This is a genomic window from Aquirufa sp. ROCK2-A2, assembly GCF_054558485.1.
Genome location: NZ_JBPXKA010000009.1, coordinates 103,765 through 122,044, shown reverse-complemented (window position 1 = coordinate 122,044; position 18,280 = coordinate 103,765). Strand labels below are relative to the sequence as shown.

General features: G+C 35.8%; 15 protein-coding genes. 2 read left to right on the top strand and 13 right to left on the bottom strand.

From position 1 onward, the window contains the following. Positions 1 to 158: 158 nt before the first annotated feature. The gene (locus V7S76_RS11480) at positions 159 to 3,776 is read right to left on the bottom strand and encodes a PVC-type heme-binding CxxCH protein (protein ID WP_459510249.1); all 3,618 of its coding nucleotides are present in this window, start codon (positions 3,774 to 3,776) and stop codon (positions 159 to 161) included. Between the two features lie 52 nt (positions 3,777 to 3,828). Next, on the bottom strand, positions 3,829 to 4,941 hold the full coding sequence (locus tag V7S76_RS11475) for a Gfo/Idh/MocA family protein (RefSeq protein WP_459510248.1): 1,113 nt from the start codon (positions 4,939 to 4,941) through the stop codon (positions 3,829 to 3,831). A gap of 493 nt (positions 4,942 to 5,434) precedes the next feature. Here V7S76_RS11475 and V7S76_RS11470 point away from each other — a divergent pair, with 493 nt between their 5' ends. Further along, positions 5,435 to 6,451, top strand: a complete 1,017-nt coding sequence (locus V7S76_RS11470; RefSeq protein ID WP_459510247.1) for an NAD-dependent epimerase/dehydratase family protein — start codon at positions 5,435 to 5,437, stop codon at positions 6,449 to 6,451. A 139-nt stretch (positions 6,452 to 6,590) separates the two neighbouring features. Here V7S76_RS11470 and V7S76_RS11465 read toward each other — a convergent pair whose 3' ends face one another. The 10 genes from V7S76_RS11465 to wecB all read right to left on the bottom strand — a co-directional run bounded on the left by V7S76_RS11465 (position 6,591) and on the right by wecB (position 16,233). After that, the gene (locus V7S76_RS11465) at positions 6,591 to 7,199 is read right to left on the bottom strand and encodes a sugar transferase (RefSeq protein ID WP_459510246.1); all 609 of its coding nucleotides are present in this window, start codon (positions 7,197 to 7,199) and stop codon (positions 6,591 to 6,593) included. Continuing rightward, positions 7,199 to 8,239, bottom strand: a complete 1,041-nt coding sequence (locus V7S76_RS11460; RefSeq protein WP_459510245.1) for a glycosyltransferase family 2 protein — start codon at positions 8,237 to 8,239, stop codon at positions 7,199 to 7,201. Before V7S76_RS11460 ends, V7S76_RS11465 begins: the two co-directional genes overlap by 1 nt. Positions 8,240 to 8,286: 47 nt before the next feature. Then, positions 8,287 to 9,429, bottom strand: coding sequence for a DegT/DnrJ/EryC1/StrS family aminotransferase (locus V7S76_RS11455; RefSeq protein WP_459510244.1), 1,143 nt, complete (start codon positions 9,427 to 9,429; stop codon positions 8,287 to 8,289). A 63-nt stretch (positions 9,430 to 9,492) separates the two neighbouring features. After that, positions 9,493 to 10,386, bottom strand: a complete 894-nt coding sequence (locus tag V7S76_RS11450; protein WP_459510243.1) for a beta-1,6-N-acetylglucosaminyltransferase — start codon at positions 10,384 to 10,386, stop codon at positions 9,493 to 9,495. A 6-nt stretch (positions 10,387 to 10,392) separates the two neighbouring features. Beyond that, entirely contained in the window at positions 10,393 to 11,286 is an 894-nt protein-coding gene (locus tag V7S76_RS11445; protein ID WP_459510242.1) for a beta-1,6-N-acetylglucosaminyltransferase, read from the bottom strand. 6 nt (positions 11,287 to 11,292) lie between these two features. After that, positions 11,293 to 12,183: a beta-1,6-N-acetylglucosaminyltransferase gene (locus tag V7S76_RS11440; RefSeq protein ID WP_459510241.1), complete on the bottom strand. Its 891-nt coding sequence runs from the start codon at positions 12,181 to 12,183 to the stop codon at positions 11,293 to 11,295. A gap of 45 nt (positions 12,184 to 12,228) precedes the next feature. Further along, positions 12,229 to 12,888, bottom strand: coding sequence for an HAD family hydrolase (locus tag V7S76_RS11435; RefSeq protein WP_459510240.1), 660 nt, complete (start codon positions 12,886 to 12,888; stop codon positions 12,229 to 12,231). Then, positions 12,878 to 13,849: an ATP-grasp domain-containing protein gene (locus V7S76_RS11430; RefSeq protein ID WP_459510239.1), complete on the bottom strand. Its 972-nt coding sequence runs from the start codon at positions 13,847 to 13,849 to the stop codon at positions 12,878 to 12,880. Before V7S76_RS11430 ends, V7S76_RS11435 begins: the two co-directional genes overlap by 11 nt. A gap of 18 nt (positions 13,850 to 13,867) precedes the next feature. Next, positions 13,868 to 15,094 (bottom strand): glycosyltransferase family 4 protein, encoded by a 1,227-nt coding sequence (locus tag V7S76_RS11425; RefSeq protein ID WP_459510238.1) that lies wholly within the window; start codon positions 15,092 to 15,094, stop codon positions 13,868 to 13,870. Next, on the bottom strand, positions 15,094 to 16,233 hold the full coding sequence (wecB, locus tag V7S76_RS11420; RefSeq protein ID WP_459510237.1) for a non-hydrolyzing UDP-N-acetylglucosamine 2-epimerase: 1,140 nt from the start codon (positions 16,231 to 16,233) through the stop codon (positions 15,094 to 15,096). Before wecB ends, V7S76_RS11425 begins: the two co-directional genes overlap by 1 nt. A gap of 288 nt (positions 16,234 to 16,521) precedes the next feature. Here wecB and V7S76_RS11415 point away from each other — a divergent pair, with 288 nt between their 5' ends. Continuing rightward, positions 16,522 to 16,899: a GxxExxY protein gene (locus V7S76_RS11415; protein ID WP_459510236.1), complete on the top strand. Its 378-nt coding sequence runs from the start codon at positions 16,522 to 16,524 to the stop codon at positions 16,897 to 16,899. 250 nt (positions 16,900 to 17,149) lie between these two features. On the opposite strand, the gene V7S76_RS11410 is transcribed toward V7S76_RS11415, so the two are convergent. Next, on the bottom strand, positions 17,150 to 18,268 hold the full coding sequence (locus V7S76_RS11410; protein WP_459510235.1) for a polysaccharide biosynthesis C-terminal domain-containing protein: 1,119 nt from the start codon (positions 18,266 to 18,268) through the stop codon (positions 17,150 to 17,152). Positions 18,269 to 18,280: the final 12 nt, after the last annotated feature.

Genomic DNA, 18,280 nt, shown 5'->3' with positions numbered 1-18,280 from the left:
ATCGGCACATCCGAGCGCTTTTTCTCTTTTCTCTCTGCTCTTTTCCAGTTTTCTCTCTTCTATCTTCTTCAGCGGTGCCTTCGAGAGCCTCAGGCACCGGTTGGTAGGGTGATTTTTATTATATTCTTCAATTTTTCTCTTTCCTAGTTTTCTATCTTCTATTCCACTTTCATCACCCCGTTCATAATTCTCCAGTGACCCGGGAAAGTACATAAATAAGGATAATTGCCTTTAGTAGAAGGAGCTTTGAATACCACTTTTACCACCCCATCCGATTCCACCAAGGTGGTGTAAGCCAACACTTCTGGCATTTCAGGAACATAATTTTTCGCTAAACCATCCGCCGAAGTAATCATCTTGTCTGCAGCTGCACCAATTTTTTCCATGCTTCCCATTGCTCCCAACACCCAGTTGTGTTGCATTGCATCCACATTTTCAAAAATTATTTCCACTTTTGATCCTGCTGGCACGGAAAATTCTTTTAAATCGTATTTCATTGCCTCACGAACCGTTTTTAAATGAATACGAACTACATTGACATCCAATTTCTTCGTTTCAATCTTCCAAACAGATGCCAAACGATCCAAATGCTCCGCATCTACCGGACGAACTTTTTCGACCAATTGCTGAATGAATTCTTTAGAACTAGTAGACAAGCCTGGATCTTTTTTATTATTCCAAACTGCAGCGCCTTTCAAAGCAGCTCCAAAAACTGGACTTCCTACTTCTTGGATGCGCTTTAAATTTGCTACCATCTCCTCACCCGACCAAGCGTTCGCACCACCTCTGAAAATCTTTTCCACTGCATAAACATTCAAACTAGGACCTTTCGCAACTTCAATTGCTAAATGATATTTGTTGTTGGATAAATCCGATTCGCCTAATACCGCACTTCTATCCAATTGGACTTCCAATTCATATTTTCCAGGCGCATCAGCTGTCCATCCCAAATTCCCTACCCAAGGTCCATTATTATTTCGAGTCACAGAAACCGTTTCTCCTGAAGCAATTCCATCCACAAATGTATATGACTCATAATCCATTCTTCTGCCTTGACCTTCAATTTTCACCACTAATGGAACAGGAGTTCCTTTCGCAATAGCCACCTTTCCTCTATTCTTCACACGGATGACAAAAGTGCTATATTCTCTTAATTTGAAACTTCCTCTTTGAATCTGCACTTCCTCAACAACTAAATCTATGCCTTCAACCAATCCATCTATCTTCGGATTGTTACCTGCTTTCGCTAACCTTTCTGCTACTACAGCACCTTTTTTTGCACCTTCTTTTGCCAAAAATGCCATTTTACGAGTCTCACCATGTGCCATCAAATAAGCAGTATAGGCTTCTGGTAACCAACGATCCTTGTTTTCTTGCTCTTTGATAATTTTCGCCATAACGGCTGTTTCAATGGCTGAACTGTTAGGCATTTCGATGAAGGCTAATACCGTATTCAATACGACCAAAGAATCTTTGTCTGCCAACAAATTTTTGCTCAATAATACATTCGCCCAAGCCGCGGTTCTTGGCAACACCTGCACGGCATTTTTACGAACGGCAGCAGATTTATGCGTCAATGCTGCAGTTAAAGCTACTTTCACTCTTATATCCTCCAAAGCACCCAAGCCTTCTAAGGTTCTTAAAGCATGAATCGCAGCTGGAGCTAGTCCAATTTCATCTATTTTGGAATTTTGCAACACTGAAATCAAGGCAGGAACAATATCCTTTTGGCCTCTTTCTACCAATAAGCGTTGGGCTTGTAATCTCCAAAACAAATTCGAATTACCTAACGCAGCGATACAGCCCTCTGGAGTAGATAAATTCGGCGCGGTGTATTTCGGTGCTTCGTTGTAGGCCACTCGATAAATTCTACCATGGGTAAAATCTCTTAAATCGGTTTCATAGGCATTTCCTGACCCATTGTCGTATCCTTTAGGTACTGGATTGTGCTGAATAATAAAGGAATACCAATCCGCAATCCAAAGTGCTCCATCTGGTCCTACCTGAGCAAATACAGGCGAAACCCATTCATCAGCACTTGCCAAGAAATTAAATCCTTCTTTATCATTGAAATCCGTACCTGTCGCCACCATGTTATTTTGGTGAACTACGTGGCCTGTTGGTTCTGTTACGAAAGCCATTTTATTCCAATATTTTTTTGGGAAAGCTCTCGCCGAATAAAAATTATGTCCAGCTGCAGCTGTATAACCACCAAAAACATCCACCTGACGCACTCGCTTTGTAATGGTTTTCATGTCTTTGTGCGTATCTGTACTTTTACTGCCACTTAAAGTAAATGGTGCTTGCCAAATATTTCTATTAGGAATTGGCATGTACCAACCATGTGAATTATTGGCAGTTGATCCAAAAACATCTCCAGCTTCGTTGAAATCAAAACCCCAAGTATTATTGGATGTATTGGTCATGAATTCCAATTTGGAACCATCGGCTTTGAATCTAAAAAAGCCTTGAGAGAATTTCAAACTGTCTTCTCCTACTTTTCCAACAAATCCCGAATAACCCACTGAGCCCCAAATCCAGTTATCAAATCCATAATGCAAATTGGATGGACCCGCATGTGTGTCAAATGTTCCAAAGCCCGTAATGATTTTCTTTTTCTCATCTGCCACCCCATCTCCATTGGTATCTTTCAATAACAAAATGTGAGGCGCTTGTGAAACCACTAAACCTCCATTGGCAAAAACCATTCCAGTTGGAATACTTAATCCATCCGCAAATCGGGTAAATTTATCAGCTTTCCCATCACCATTGGTGTCTTCGCATCGTAAGATATAATCGCTTCCACCCGTTTCCTTGCGTTCATTCGGATAATCTTTGGTAATCAACACATACAATAATCCTTTTTCATCCCACGTCATAGCGATCGGGTGCATGACATTGGGTTCTGCCGCAAAAACCTCTAAACTAAAGTCGACAGGCACTTGCGTAAATTTAACCGATTCTTCAGGACTCAACGGAAGTTGCTGCAATTGTGGACCCTGTCTTTTTTCGTAATTCGGTAGTTTAGCTTCACGGAAATTCAAGTTGACTAAATTTAATTTTTCAACCAATGCTCTTTTTTCAGCACCAACTGCATGTAGAATACCTTGGGTAATCAAATGCTGAAAAGATTCCGTTTCCCAGGTTCTTTCATCATGTCCATAAGCCGTGTAAAATACATTTCCTTTACCATAGTTTCTCACCCAAGTATAAGGCTCAAGGCTTTGACCAGGTTTGTCTTTCGATTGCTCTTTTCCAATGATTCTCGACTGAAGAACCACATTATCCGCTTGTAATTGACTATGCAAATAGGTTTCATCTACGGTTTTGATTTCTTGATAACCTTTTAACACTGGATGATTAGGCAAATCATTTTTGACACGAATGGAATCCATTTTATGGCGCCAAAACTGTCCACCCACCATTTTAACAAACTCTTTGGAGTTTCTAAAGCAAAAAGATGCGCAGTGAATCGCTACCAAACCATGGCCGGATGCTACATAATTCAATAAAGCCTTTTCTTGAATGGCTGGAATAGAATCATGGTTGGCAAAAATGATCAAAGCATCAAATTTGTTTAAATATTTTTCGTTCAAATCTCTCAAAGATTCGGTATAGGTAACGTTCATTCCTTTTACACCCACAGCAGATTGCAAAGCAGGGTAGCGGTCAAATGGTTTGTGATGACCATTGTCGCCCAAAAACAACAATTCTAAACGACGTTGAGAAAAAGCCAAAGTTGGCAAAAGAAGCAAAAATAATGCAAGTTTTTTCATAGGTTTAGTATATAAAATGCTCCTCATTTGTCATAAGGAGCATTTATTAAATTTAAAATTTAGGAATTTCAATCAAAGCGCCACCTTGTAAAGCCGACTCATGGGCTAAAATACCCACTGACGTCCAGTTAGCAGATTGTGGTGCATTTGGGAAAGGATCACGATCAGCAGCCAATGCTTGTAGAAATTCATTCACTAAATGCGGGTGAGAACCACCGTGGCCTCCACCTTGGGTAAATGACAAGTGTGTATTATCCGATTCGTCATAAACACCTTTGGTAGTAAAACGTTGAATTTCTTCTGGTAAGTAATGGGCAAAATCAGGGGTTGGCACCTTTTCTGGAATTTCAGGTTCTGGTTTTTTGGCTGTATGTACAACTAATTCTTCGCCTTCAATCAGTGGCCATTCCACCGATTTTTTGGAACCATATACCTCAAAACTTTCTCTATATTGACGAGCCACATCAAATAATGAGCGATACACATGGGCGCTCAAATCGGAATCGCGGAATTTAATATGTGCTGATTCGATGGCAAAAGGTGAGTTATAATGTGAAATTAATTCTTCTCGGATAGTCCCTGAACCAAAGCAAGAAACATATTCTGCTTCTAAGCGTAATAATCCAGCCACAGGTCCCACGCAGTGTGTAGCATAATGCATCGGAGGTAAACCCGGCCAATAATCTGGCCATCCATCCATGTCTTGTTGGTGGGTAGCTTTCAGGAATTGCACTTTCCCTAATTCGCCTTTTTCGTATAATTCTTTGATGTACAAAAATTCGCGGGAATAGACCACGGTTTCCATCATCATGTATTTTTTGCCCATTTTTTTACTTGCTTCCACAATAGCCTTGCATTCTTCCACGGAGGTAGCCATCGGAACGGTACAAGCCACGTGTTTTCCGGCTAAAAGTGCAGCAATAGTTTGTTGAGCATGTAAATGTATCGGGGAATTGATGTGCACCACATCCACCAAAGGATCTTGAATTAGCTCATCAAAGTCGGAATATCTTTTATCAATTCCATAGGCATCACCAATGGAATGTAGTTTTTCTTCGTTTCTTTGGCAGATAGCATACATATTTGCCAAAGGGTGTTTCAAGTAAATAGGAATAAATTCGGCACCAAAACCTAGGCCCACAATGGCCACATTGTATTTTTTCATCGTTTAAATAGGAATTAAAATTCTAATTTAGGAAGAAAAGAGAAGAGAGAAAAGAGAAAAGAGAAGAAAAGAGAAAAGAGAAGAAAAGAGAAAACAAGAAGAGAGGAAACTAGAAAAGAGAAAACTAGAAAAGAGAAAAGAGAAGAAAAGAGAAAAGAGAAGAAAAGAGAAAACAAGAAGAGAGGAAACTAGAAAAGAGAAAACTAGAAAAGAGAAAAGAGAAGAAAAGAGAAAAGAGAAGAAAAGAGAAGAAAAGAGAAAACAAGAAGAGAGGAAACTAGAAAAGAGAATACTAGAAAAGAGAAAAGTGAAGTGAGAAAAAAACCATTGATTATCTATCCCGAATCTCATTGGATAAAATCTAAAAGGAACAATGCAAAAAAGCTTACCTTTATCAAGCGTTTTATTTCATTAAACATTGGGGTAAATTAAACAACCGATGGACATTGATATAATGGGTCATTAGATATTGAAAAGTTCTAAATTAAAGCAGATGAAAAATGTAATTGTTCTAGGCGGAGGTGGTTTCATTGGGGGGCATTTAGCTAAAAAATTAAAAGAAAACGGATGTCACGTTCGAATTGCTGACATTAAAAATCACGAATTCTTCCTTCATGATGAAATTTGTCATGAATTCATTCAATGCGACTTAACTGATCCAAAATCTGTTGAATTGGTCATAACCGAAGATTGTGATGAGGTGTATCAATTAGCAGCCGATATGGGTGGAGCGGGGTATTTGTTTACAGGCTTTAATGATGCCAATGTCATGCATAATTCTGTTTTAATCAATTTGAATGTTATACATGAAAGTGTCAAGAAAAAAGTAAAAAAAATCTTTTATTCTTCTTCCGCTTGTATCTATCCAGAACATAATCAATTAGATCCGGATAATCCCAATTGCAAAGAATCAACGGCTTATCCAGCAAGTCCCGACTCTGAATATGGTTGGGAAAAACTATTTAGTGAACGCTTGTATTTTGCCTATCAAAAAAATTATCAGCTGAATGTCCGAGTGGCTCGATTTCACAATATTTTTGGCCCTCATGGAACTTGGAGAGGTGGTAAAGAAAAAGTACCTGCAGCATTGTGCAGAAAGGTTGCAGAAGCGAATAATGGAGAATCCATAGAAGTATGGGGAGATGGCTTACAAACTCGAAGCTTTTTGTACATTGATGAATGCGTTGAAGCAGTTTTGAGATTGATGGAAAGTGATTTTGCCGGACCTGTCAATATTGGATCAGAAGAATTACAATCGATTAATCAATTAGCTCAAATGTCGATTGATATTTCGGGCAAACAAATTAAGATCCAAAATATCTGCGGGGAGGATTTTATCCAAAAATACGGCTTCCCTTGCCCGATGGGAGTTCGTGGCAGAAATTCGGACAATACATTGTATGCAGAGAAAATGGGCTGGTCGGTTTCGCACCCCTTGGTGATTGGTTTAAAGCAAACCTATGATTGGGTAAAGTTGCAGGTGGAGGGGAGTGGTTTTTTTAGTTATTAGTTGTTAGTGTTTAGTTATTAGAAAAGAGAAAACGGGAAAAGAGAAAACAGGAAAAGTGAAAACTGGAAAAGAGAAAACTGGAAAAGAGAAAAGTGAAAAGAAGAAACATAACTAAACACTAATAACTAATACCTAAATACTAATCCCTTTTCCCTAAAAACTCCCCCATGGTAGCATGGTCTTTGGAGTTAATGTCTTTTCGTTGGATAACATTCAAAAGGGTTTTGAGCAGTATTTGACAATCCAAGAGAAAGGATTGTTGTTCCACATATTCCACATCGAATTCAAATTTCTGTTCCCAAGTGATGGCATTTCGTCCATTAACTTGTGCTAGGCCAGTTATCCCTGGACGAACATTATGTCTTTTTGATTGTTTTTCTGAATACCTCGGTAAATATTTCATCAACAAAGGTCTAGGCCCCACCAAACTCATGTCGCCCTTCAAGACATTCACCAATTGCAACAGCTCATCCAAAGATAAAGCGCGCACCTTTTGACCGATCCAAGTTAGTCGTTCTGAATCTGGCAATAAATTTCCATTTGTATCTTTTGCATCCGTCATGGTTTTTAACTTAATGATCCGAAAAGGCTTACCATGTAAACCTGGCCTCATTTGAGTAAAAAATACCTGCCCCTTGTTAGTGATGAATAAAATGAATATGGTTACCCCAATAAATGGCGATAGCACGATAAGTAGAACTAGTGAAATAAGAAAATCGAAAGAAGGCTTAAATAATAGCTTATACACTATGGATGAATCTGCGTTTTTTGTTCAAAATATCTGCCAAATTTAACATGAAAAGAAAAGAACAAATTTCTTAACTTGAAAAATGCTTTTGACTGCACAAAACTAGGAATTAATAAAAGGATATAAAACTTTCTTGTTATACTGATGTTCGATAACAATAATTTCAGATAACCTTTCCGGTACTTGTCCATCAAGATTTTAAAAAGTACATCTTCTTCAGGAAAATGGAGTTTCAGTTTAATAGAATCGCTTATGAGAAGTTTTAAATAGGCAAACATTGTTTCGTTGACCAATTTTGAATCCTTTACATGTTGAAAATAATCGATTCTAATTTCAAATACCTCATGTTTCTTAAAATTTTTCAAGGAAAACGGCTTATTGGATTCGCTACCCATTCGAATCAAATAAAAATAAAGTGGTTTTGTCAAATAAACAATTTTATCTGCCCGATAGGCCAGAAGATAATTAATAGATTCATCTTCAAACATTTGCCTCACAGGAAATCTTAGTCCTTCGAATATTTCTTGTGCGTATAATTTTCCGTTTACCGTAACAAATGTATTTAGATTATTTGTTTGATAAAAATTCAATATCACTTCTTGAGGGCTGAACACAATTTCACTATTTGGGAGATCATAAGTGTTTTCCGAAATAATTTCATCACTTGCAAATGTTTTATAATTCACGAAGGAAATCTGCGATTTCGTTTCCAATAAGGCTGCAACAGAAAGAGAAACAAAATCAGTGTGTATAAAATCATCCGCATCAACAAAAGCAATAAAGGCACCTTTAGCAATGTCCAATGCTACATTTCTGGCCGAAGATATTCCCCCATTTTCTTGATTAATGATAACAATTCGGTCATCTATTTTGGCAAAAGATTCACATATTTCCAAGCAGTTATCTGAGGAACCATCATTTACTAAAATAATTTCCAAATGCGGATACGACTGTCCTACTAAACTTGACAAACATTTAGGTAAATACGCTGCTACATTATAAATGGGAACAATAATGGTTACAAATAATGGGGATTTCATAGAAAAAACATAAATTCAGAACAGTCAAAAATAAAATAAAAAAGCGTTTAAAACACTTTATCCAAAGCTGATTCAATTCTTTGCCATTCATCCTCGGTCAAGTTAGAACCACTTGGCAAACAAAGTCCCATTTCGAATAATTGATCTGAAACTCCTGTCAAAAAACGAGGTGCATCCTGAAATACAGGTTGTTGGTGCATAGGTTTCCAAAGTGGGCGGCTTTCGATCTGATCTTTTTCCAAACTAAGACGCAAATGCTCCCTTGTTATTCCATTGTTCCTTACAGGATCAATAAGAATACAGGTCAACCAGCGATTGGAAAAATATCCATGTGGTTCCATTTGAAATTCAATATGAAATCCTTGTTGATTTTTCTTTTCAAAAAAAGATTGGTATCTGTCAAAATTAGCTCTTCTAGCCTTCACACGATCATCCAATACTTCCAATTGGCCTACACCAATACCTGCACAAATATTGGACATGCGGTAATTATAACCGATGTGAGAATGTTCATAATGCGGTGCTGCATCACGGGCTTGCGTCGCTAAAAAGCGAGCTTTTTCAATAACTTCTTTTTTATTGGATAACAACGCTCCTCCACCCGATGTAGTAATAATTTTGTTTCCATTGAAACTATAAATCCCAAAATCTCCAAAAGACCCGCAGGACTTTCCTTGAATGTTAGACCCTAATGCTTCTGCAGCATCTTCAATGACAGCTATGTTATATTCAAGTGCAATACGCATGATTTCAGGCATATTGGCAGGCATACCATACAGGTGAACAGGGATGATGGCTTTGGGCTTCTTACCGATGGACAAATAATGCACAATGGCTTTTTCTAAAGCGATGGGACACATATTCCAAGTATCTTTCTCTGAGTCAATAAAAACAGGAATGGCTTTTTGATAAGCGATGGGATTGGCAGAGGCCGAAAAAGTAAAACTTTGGCAAAGGACAATGTCACTTTGTTCCACTCCAGCTAAAATGAGTGCCAAATGAATGGCAGATGTTCCGCTAGACAATGCCGCTACATGACTAACTCCACTATATTTAGCTAGGTTTTCTTCTAATAAATTTACCCAAGGCCCCAAAGGAGCCACCCAATTACTTGAAAAAGCTTCTTGAACATATACTAATTCACTTGAACCGAGATGAGGAGAAGAAAGCCAAATTTTATTCTGAACCATAACAAAATACATATTAAATCAGCTATAAATTTCTGACTCACAAAAATAAAAAATAAAGACGCATTATTTTGATGAATGTAGGTAATTCTTAATTTCTAAGATTAAATCTTTATCAACCTTTTCATCAATTTTTCTAGCAAATAGAAATGGAGAATTTTTCATATACTCCCAATCCGTTAACCTCCATGTATACGGACTACTCCCATCCCTTCTAGACCAATCAATTAAGCGCATATTTTGTGAATCAGGAAATTCAATTTCTATTTCATTGCCTTTAAATGAAGAATATTTTAACTCTGTTTGAATGAAAACCTCCGTACAACAAAGTGTGTATTTATATGAATTTTCAATTGACTGCTTTTTAGATAAAATATAGGAAGCAAATTTGGAAGTAATGGAAACCCATTGAGCCCCATGATAATAAGTTTGAAATTCTCTTTTTCTTTCAAAGCCAAGCCATTTTTGTGTTAACATCAAGCCCAACCTCAACATCTTATAAATTCTATTCCCTCTGTAATTATAGCCTTCTACAAAAAAATGGTAATATTTCGACTTCCAATCGGCGTAAAATAAATTTTCTTGATTGTATCCAACATATTCTAAATCAGTATGTTTAAAAAAATCATGAATTTCATCTTGAGTTTTAATTGGTAAATCTAAACCCGACAATAAATGCAAATAATGGTAGTTATCTTCCTTTAAGGCACATTCAAATAAAATCAATTCCGCTTGAATCTCGCTCAATCCACCCCAAAACAAGTGTTTTTTTTCTTGATTAGATATAATGAACTTTGATTTTTTTGGAATATACGTTAATTGCTCAACTGACAGATTAGATTTACCATCGATAAATAGAAAAATATCATTTCTTTCATCGTCGATTAATTCTAACAAGATAGATAGCTGCCAAGGATTCATGTGAGCCATCAACAGATAGGCATGTTTTTTGGTTAACATTCAATCCTAACTTTTATTTGTTAAGTGATTTTTAATTTCCGTGATTAAACTTTTATCAACCCTTTCGTCAATCTTTCTAGCAAATAGAAATGGCGAATTTTTCATGTATTCCCAATCAGATATCCTCCAAGTATAAGGACTACCTCCATCAGCTCTAGACCAATCAATTAATCGCATATTTTGCGAATCAGGAAATTCGATTTCTATTTCATTGCCTTTGAATGAGGAATATTTCAATTCCGTTTGCGCAAAAATTTCATCAGCACACTTAGTGTATTGGTAAGTCTTTATTAGAGATTCTTTTCTCGATAAAAGATATGACGCAAATTTTGAGGTAATGGAAATCCATTGTGCCCCATGGTAGTAGGTTTCGAATTCTCTTGTTCTGGCATACCCAATCCATTTTTGAATGAACATGAAAATCAATCTACACCTTCTAGCAAACTTATTGGCTCTATAATCAAACCCTTCCACAAAAAAATGGTAATATTGGGTCTTCCATTCAGCTTGGTCTAATTTCCCATAATCATAACCAATATATTCTAGATCGGTATTTTCAAAAAATTGGTGGATTTCATCTTGTGTTTTAATGGGCATATCTAAACCTGATAAAACATGTAAATAATGATACTCACCTTCTACCAAAGCTCTTTCAAACAATTTCAATTCTGCAAGCATTAAACTAATCCCAGCCCAATACAAGTATTTTGATTCCTCATTCGCCAAAATGAATTTTGATTTTTTAGGAATATACGTCAATTGATCAACTGACAAACTGGATTTACCATCAATAAAAAGAAAAATATCATTTCTTTCATCATCTAATAATTCCAACAAGATAGATAGTTGCCAAGGATTAATGTGAGCTATCAATAGATAGGCATGTTTTTTGCTTACCATTCAAAACTAACTTTTATCTGTTAAGTGATTTTTAATTTCGGTGATTAACCTTTTATCAACACTTTCATCAATCTTTCTAGCAAATAGAAATGGCGAATTTTTCATGTATTCCCAATCTGACATCCTCCAGGTATATGGACTATTACCTTCACGTCTAAACCAATCAATCAATCGCATATTTTGTGAATCGGGATCACCAATTTGGGTTTCATTTCCTTTGTATGAAGAATATTTCAATTCCGTTTGAATAAATATTTCGTCAGCACATATCGTATATTGGTAAGTCTTTAAAATAGCTTCTTTCCTTGATACGATATAAGAAGCAAATTTTGAAGTGATAGATACCCAATTAGATCCATGGTAATAAGTTCCAAATTCTCTTTTTCTCTCAAATCCAAGAATTTTTTGAGTATACATCAGAACTACCCTTAAGACCTTAAAAAGAATATTTCTTCTATAATCGAACCCTTCTACAAAAAAATGATAATATTTAGTCTTCCAGTCAGCAAAAACTAAATTTTCATCATTATATCCAACATATTCTATATTCGAATGTTCAAAAAAATCATGAATCTCGTCTTGCGATTTAATAGGCAAATCCAATCCTGACAATAAATGAAAATAATGATATTGATCTTCTGCCAATGCTCTTTCAAATAAAATCAATTCTGCAAGTATACCGCTAACCCCTCCCCAGGAAATATGCAAGGAATTTGTATTGGCCAAAATGAATTTTGATTTTTGGGGAATATAGGTCAGTTGATCCTCTGACAAATTTGATTTACCATCAATGAAAAGGAAAATATCATTTCTTTCATCATCAAGTAATTCAAGTAAGACAGATAACTGCCAAGGATTGATGTGCGCTATCAAGAGATAGGCATGCTTTTTTGTCATAATTCAGAACGGGTTCTGCAAATATAACAGAAAAAAACATGCTACTTACCCTTTAACAAAGGCAATAAGATCATTTAGAACAGAAATTGTGTGATTAGGCAAATTATTTTTGGGGACATGCCAATCTTGTGGATGCACATTTTTACCGTTGTCTTTCAAACAGATTGTTTTCCAACCCAACTGATTTGGGCTGATAAAATCTTTCTTGATATTATCAGCAATGTAAAAAAATTGAAAATCAGGATATTTTTCTGTGAAATACAGATAGTTATCAGGGTTTGGCTTTTCACTTCCAAATTCCTCTGATATGATAATTTCTTGAAAATAATGCTCTATTCCCAAGGCCTTTATTTTATTTCGTTGGGTCTTAGAACGGCCATCGGTTAACAAAGCCAATGTTACATTTTCTAGTTGAAAAAAGGCTTCCAAAGTATTTTTAGTAACACTATCAAGTGAGATTTTTGGTACATGCAACCGATACATTTCAATTAAATCGGTTAATTGGATCGGTAAAGCATATTGATCTATAAGTTCTTGAAAGACGTTTTTTTTCTCAAAATAGCTTTTTACCATATCTTGATAAACCGTATGGTCTAATTGGAAAGTATCACAAATAAATTGATATCCCGATTGAAGAAAATCCACTTCCTTATACAATGTATCATCCAAATCAAAAACCAATAATACCTTGTTATTAACCATCATAATCGCGCACAATAACTTCATCATCGTAGCGAAGCATCAAGGTGTTTTCATCCCACGCTTCAGAATATACGAAAGATTTATTTTCTACATATTCCTCTAAAATCAATTTAGCAAAATTCGCCCCTGCCTGATAACTCAATGGATATCCCCCTCCAAATCTAGGATTGATTTCAATTCCAAAAATCTCTCTGCTTTGAAGATTCAAAAATACTTGGATCGTCAAACAACCTCTTGCTCCTTCCAAATAAGAAAGCTTATTTTTCATCCAATCCAATACTTCATTTTTCCTCGTTACCCCTTTACTTATTTCTCCTGCGCGAACCTGAATTCTTTCTCTGGGAACTGCCATCACTAATTGATAGCTTTGATCATAATAGGCATCTATGGTGAATTCCTGATAATGCGCCTTGTCAAAATATTCCATGAAAACAAAGTTCTCCTCTGAAAAGTCAGTTGGATTAAAATCATCGGATTGATGAAAAACATGTAAATTTTGACTTAAACTTCCAGAGATAGGCTTAACAAATAATGGAAATTGCACGTCATGTTTTGAAAATTGTTTAGGATAATTTATCCCCAATTGATCAAATAGTCCGATGGTCCATTTTTTATTTCTGCAACTTTCAATCAGTAAATCATCTGAAAGAATTAATTGAATACCATGTTGCACAAAAAGCGCTATATTTTTGGATAAAACCAGCAGTTCCGTATCGATCGTTGGAACAATTATTCCGACATTATTTTGGGTACATATGTCGATCAACTGAGAAATATAATCTTTATCTAGAACACTTAATACTTGAAATGCCCGGTCTGAAATCTCACACGCAGGAGAAAGTTTGGGTTGCATATCCGTTGTAAAAACGAGTGTTTTATACCCTTTTGCTTTGAACGATTTTTGAAAAATTCTGACCAAAGAAACTCGCTGACCTGCAGAAGTTATGAGTAAATTTCGATGCATAGGAAACGCTTTATTTATTCAATTAGGTAATTTTTTACTATTACCAATTTCTAATTTTTTCATGATTAATTGAAACGAATGTCCAACTAAATATTTCGACTCTAATAATTTCCTAGCATTTTGACCTAAAACCTCTATTTCATCATGTTGAATAATTTTTTCAATGGCCGAATTCATTTGATTTATATCCCCTGAAAATACCTTATATCCACATTTTGCTAATTCTAATTCATCACCAACATCCGAGTTTACATCAGTTGCGGCAATGACAGGCTTTGATTTTTCCAAATAGGATAACAAACGTGATGGGAAATTAGGGATAAGAAAGTTTTTGTTCAAAAAAATCAAACCCACATCGCAGCTCTCTAAAATGATGTCATAATCCGCCTTGGGCAGCCCATGGATTAACTTAGCATTTAGGGGTTGATGTATTTCAAACCAATTTTTCAACATCCCATATTCCGTTCCATTCCCAATGACTAAAAAATATGCCTTCCCCGACTGATTAGTTGATATTGTATCAATCAAAAATTCAATTCCCTGCGGTTTCCCCAAGTTTCCTCCATAAATAAAAATGGTTTTATCCAATGGCAAGGAATATTTTTTTCGAATTTCTAATTTATCTAAAGTGGAAAAATTGGAAAATATGGGATCTATCGAGTTGGGGTTAACTTCAACTTTTGCGGAATCAAGATAAGGATGAACCGTTAAAAGATAATTTACATTGGCATTCGACATACATCCAATCCAATCAGAGACTTGATATAAACGCTTTTCTTTCTTTTTAAAAAATTTGTGCAAAATTCCATCTTTTTTAAACATGTTCAAATCAATGGCATTTTGAGGAAATATATCTTTTAATAGCAAATAGGATATAGCATTATCCCGTTTTTTAAAATAATGTATGACTTTTTCAAAAGTGATGGGAGGTGTTGAATAAAGTATTAAATCAAAATGAGTATTTTTTAAATATTTTTTTGCCGCACGTAAATATTGGTATTCCACCGCTAACGTGCCTATACCTTTTTCAACTATAGACGTTTTTTGAATATTAAACGTTTTTACCTGTAATATAGTAGCACCATTACTGTAAAGTATTCTAGTTGGGATTTTCTTTCTTCTTTCGACGGACGTTATTATGGTTACCTGATGACCATGATGGATAAACTCTCGAATTAAATCTTGATATATCCCTCTCTGGTCAAGGTCATTTATTTCCACTAATGTCAAAAAAAGTAAATTCATTACTTAACTTCTTTTTTCCAAACTATACGGTTCACATAATCTGTATAACTAATAATGATTCTAACTACTTTTTCTGAAACGTTCGGCATGGAATAATCAGCAACCTTTCTAAAATTTCTATCATTTCCTGTTTTTTGAAGGGTCAATTGTTCCAAACCTTGCATAATGCGAGTGGGATTCAAACCTACCATCATAACAGATGCTTCTTCCATTGCTTCTGGTCGCTCATGGGCCTCTCTTATATTTAAAGCCCTAAAATTCAAGGTGGAAGATTCTTCTGAAATAGTACCGCTATCGGATAATACAGCAAATGAATTTACTTGTAATGCATTGTAATCATTGAATCCCAAGGGTTTTAAAAATTGAATTTCAGGCCTCATCGAAACTTTTTTCGCTTCAATGACATTTCGCGTTCTAGGATGCGTACTGACGATAATAGGCAATTGGTACTTTTCTGCAATTAAATTTAAACTTTCCAAAAAAGAACTAAAGTTTTTATCATTGTTTACATTTTCCTCTCGGTGACAAGAAACCACAAAATATTGGCCTTTTGTCAAATGTAGTTTTTCTAAAACAGTTGATTCATTGATGCTATCTGCATAATGAGTCAATACCTCAAACATGGGCGAACCTGTCTTTATAATACGGTCAGCAGGCAATCCTTCTCTCAACAAATATTCCCTAGCAATGTCACTATAAGTTAAATTGATATCTGAAATATGATCGACTATTTTTCGATTTGTTTCTTCAGGCACACGTTGATCGAAACATCGATTCCCTGCTTCCATATGGAAAATCGGGATTTGACGTTTTTTGGCCGGAATTGCGCATAAACAGCTATTGGTATCACCTAAAACCAAAAATGCATCTGGTTTAATTTGCTCCAACAAAACATCTATTTTAATTAAAATATTACCGATGGTCTCAGTAGCCGTTTTACCAGCAGCTTCTAAAAAATAGTCGGGTTTACGGATTCCCAAGTCTTCAAAGAAAATCTGATTTAATTCGTAATCGTAATTTTGACCTGTATGAACAATGATATGCTCTATAGCTGGTGAGGCATCCAATGCTGCTAATACTCTAGACAATCGAATGATTTCTGGCCTTGTTCCAACGACGGTTGTTACTTTTAATTTCATGTTATTATAATATAAATATACCTATATTTCTCGCAGATTAACGCAGATTTATTTCTCGCAGATTTACGCTGATTAATAATCGCAGATGTTCGCTGATTTATTTCTGCGTTAATCAGCGCTTTAAAAATCTGCGCAAATCTGCGAGAAACATCTGTGCAAATCAGGGAGAAAAAAATCTCCGTATATCTGCGAGAAAAAAATCATTCGAGAAATATCAACTACTTGGCAATTTACTTCATTACCAACTTAATTTCAAAAAGGAATTCTATTTTTGGAAAATTCATTACAATGACCGAAAACGAAATTTCCTATATTGTCCGCGGAGCGATCTTTAATGTCCACAATAATCTTGGTCCAGGTTTATTAGAATCCGCTTACGAAGCTGCCCTAGTGTATGAACTTGAAAAAGCCAAATTATCCGTCCAACCCCAAAAAGGACTGCCTTTTAAATATGAAAGCGTTTATCTACCTACGGGTTATCGAGTCGATTTACTTGTAGAAAATAAGGTTATCATTGAATTAAAATCTGTAGAACATTTAATCGATGTGCATTACAAGCAACTTCTTACTTATTTAAAATTGTCTGGATTGAAACTGGGTTTATTGGTTAATTTCAATTGCTCTAATATCAATGAAAATATCAAAAGGGTGGTTTATCATTTGTAAAAATTTATTTCTCGCAGAATTAATTTCTCGCAGATTAAAAAGCGCAGATGGTCCCAGATAGTAATTGAAAAAAATCAGCGTAAATCTGCGAGAAAAATCTGCGAAAATCTGCGAGTAACATCCCCGAAAATCTGCGAGAAAAATCTGCGCTAATCTGCGAGAAACATCTGCGAGTAACATCCCCGAAAATCTGCGAGAACCATCTGCGCTAATCTGCGAGAAATAAAATCTGCGAGAAATAGAAAAAACTTTACACCACCTCAAAATACGTATCCGGATCACTTTCATCATAAAACTCATTGATCCAAAAATTCGTATACAACACCTCTTCCCCTATATTTTTGATATTATGCGTGTACCATACCGGCATGTCCACATAGGATGGATTCTCCCCATCTAAATAAAAATCCAAAACTTCGGCACTTCCAATTTTTCTCAACTGAATCAAAGCCTTCCCCTTGATCACCGAAAAACGTTCAATCTTTCTCGTATGAAAATGATTCCCTCGTGTGATGCCCGGAACAGTCGTGGAAAATGAAACCTGCCCCCCCACTTCCAAACGAATAATTTCCACAAAAGTGCCTCTAGGATCCGTATGCTGAATGTAATTCTTTGGAAAATAAGCCTCCAAATCCATGAAACTTCTATAGGTATTAAACAGCTGAACCTCAAATGTATTAACAAGTGAAGGAATTTGGCCACTTTCTAAATAAACCATTTTAAAATACTCCAACTTACTCAAAACCTCTGACACCTTTATTTTAACAGATGCAGGTACTATATGCAAATGATCATTTAAGTCCCGATCAATAACATCTATCATCGAATGGACCAAATCCCCAACATAAATCAATTCTACTTCACTATCGGTTAAAATACTTGGATTCTCATTGTGTGTTAACTTATAACAAAAAGTAGAGATGAATGAATTGTAATTGGGTTTCCCAAAGGGCCCAAAAACATTCGGAACCACCATTCCAACCAATTTGCCACCCGTATTTGCCGCCCAATTCGCTAATTTTTCTCGACTCAATTTTTTTGACAAACCATAATCACTCCCATTTTCCTCCTGGGTAGAAGAAGAAAAAACAATTTGAGCTTTGGACTTGGTCGCAAGCAATGCCTCGATCAATTTATCCGTTAATTCAATATTGGTATCATGAACTACTCTGGTATCTGAATGTCGGTTCATCGCGGCTAAATGCACAATGACATCACATTGAGAAACGAATTTATTCAGTAAATCCTCCTCCGAAAAAAATGATTTTTCAAATTCAATGCATTGATATTTTTCTGGCGACAATTTCAGCGTTTGATAAAGGTGATTACCCACAAATCCATGCTGCCCTGTTATTCCTATTTTAATCATTTCAGTCAGATT

Bases quoted from the DNA above. Each gene is read 5' to 3' on its own strand.
- V7S76_RS11440 (WP_459510241.1), bottom strand. From the start codon at position 12,183: ATGACAAAAAAGCATGCCTATCTCTTGATAGCGCACATCAATCCTTGG.
- V7S76_RS11460 (WP_459510245.1), bottom strand. From the start codon at position 8,239: ATGAAATCCCCATTATTTGTAACCATTATTGTTCCCATTTATAATGTA.
- V7S76_RS11410 (WP_459510235.1), bottom strand. From the start codon at position 18,268: ATGATTAAAATAGGAATAACAGGGCAGCATGGATTTGTGGGTAATCAC.
- V7S76_RS11450 (WP_459510243.1), bottom strand. From the start codon at position 10,386: ATGTTAACCAAAAAACATGCCTATCTGTTGATGGCTCACATGAATCCT.
- V7S76_RS11435 (WP_459510240.1), bottom strand. From the start codon at position 12,888: ATGATGGTTAATAACAAGGTATTATTGGTTTTTGATTTGGATGATACA.
- V7S76_RS11415 (WP_459510236.1), top strand. From the start codon at position 16,522: ATGACCGAAAACGAAATTTCCTATATTGTCCGCGGAGCGATCTTTAAT.
- V7S76_RS11455 (WP_459510244.1), bottom strand. From the start codon at position 9,429: ATGGTTCAGAATAAAATTTGGCTTTCTTCTCCTCATCTCGGTTCAAGT.
- V7S76_RS11425 (WP_459510238.1), bottom strand. From the start codon at position 15,094: ATGAATTTACTTTTTTTGACATTAGTGGAAATAAATGACCTTGACCAG.
- V7S76_RS11430 (WP_459510239.1), bottom strand. From the start codon at position 13,849: ATGCATCGAAATTTACTCATAACTTCTGCAGGTCAGCGAGTTTCTTTG.
- wecB (WP_459510237.1), bottom strand. From the start codon at position 16,233: ATGAAATTAAAAGTAACAACCGTCGTTGGAACAAGGCCAGAAATCATT.
- V7S76_RS11475 (WP_459510248.1), bottom strand. From the start codon at position 4,941: ATGAAAAAATACAATGTGGCCATTGTGGGCCTAGGTTTTGGTGCCGAA.
- V7S76_RS11445 (WP_459510242.1), bottom strand. From the start codon at position 11,286: ATGGTAAGCAAAAAACATGCCTATCTATTGATAGCTCACATTAATCCT.
- V7S76_RS11470 (WP_459510247.1), top strand. From the start codon at position 5,435: ATGAAAAATGTAATTGTTCTAGGCGGAGGTGGTTTCATTGGGGGGCAT.
- V7S76_RS11480 (WP_459510249.1), bottom strand. From the start codon at position 3,776: ATGAAAAAACTTGCATTATTTTTGCTTCTTTTGCCAACTTTGGCTTTT.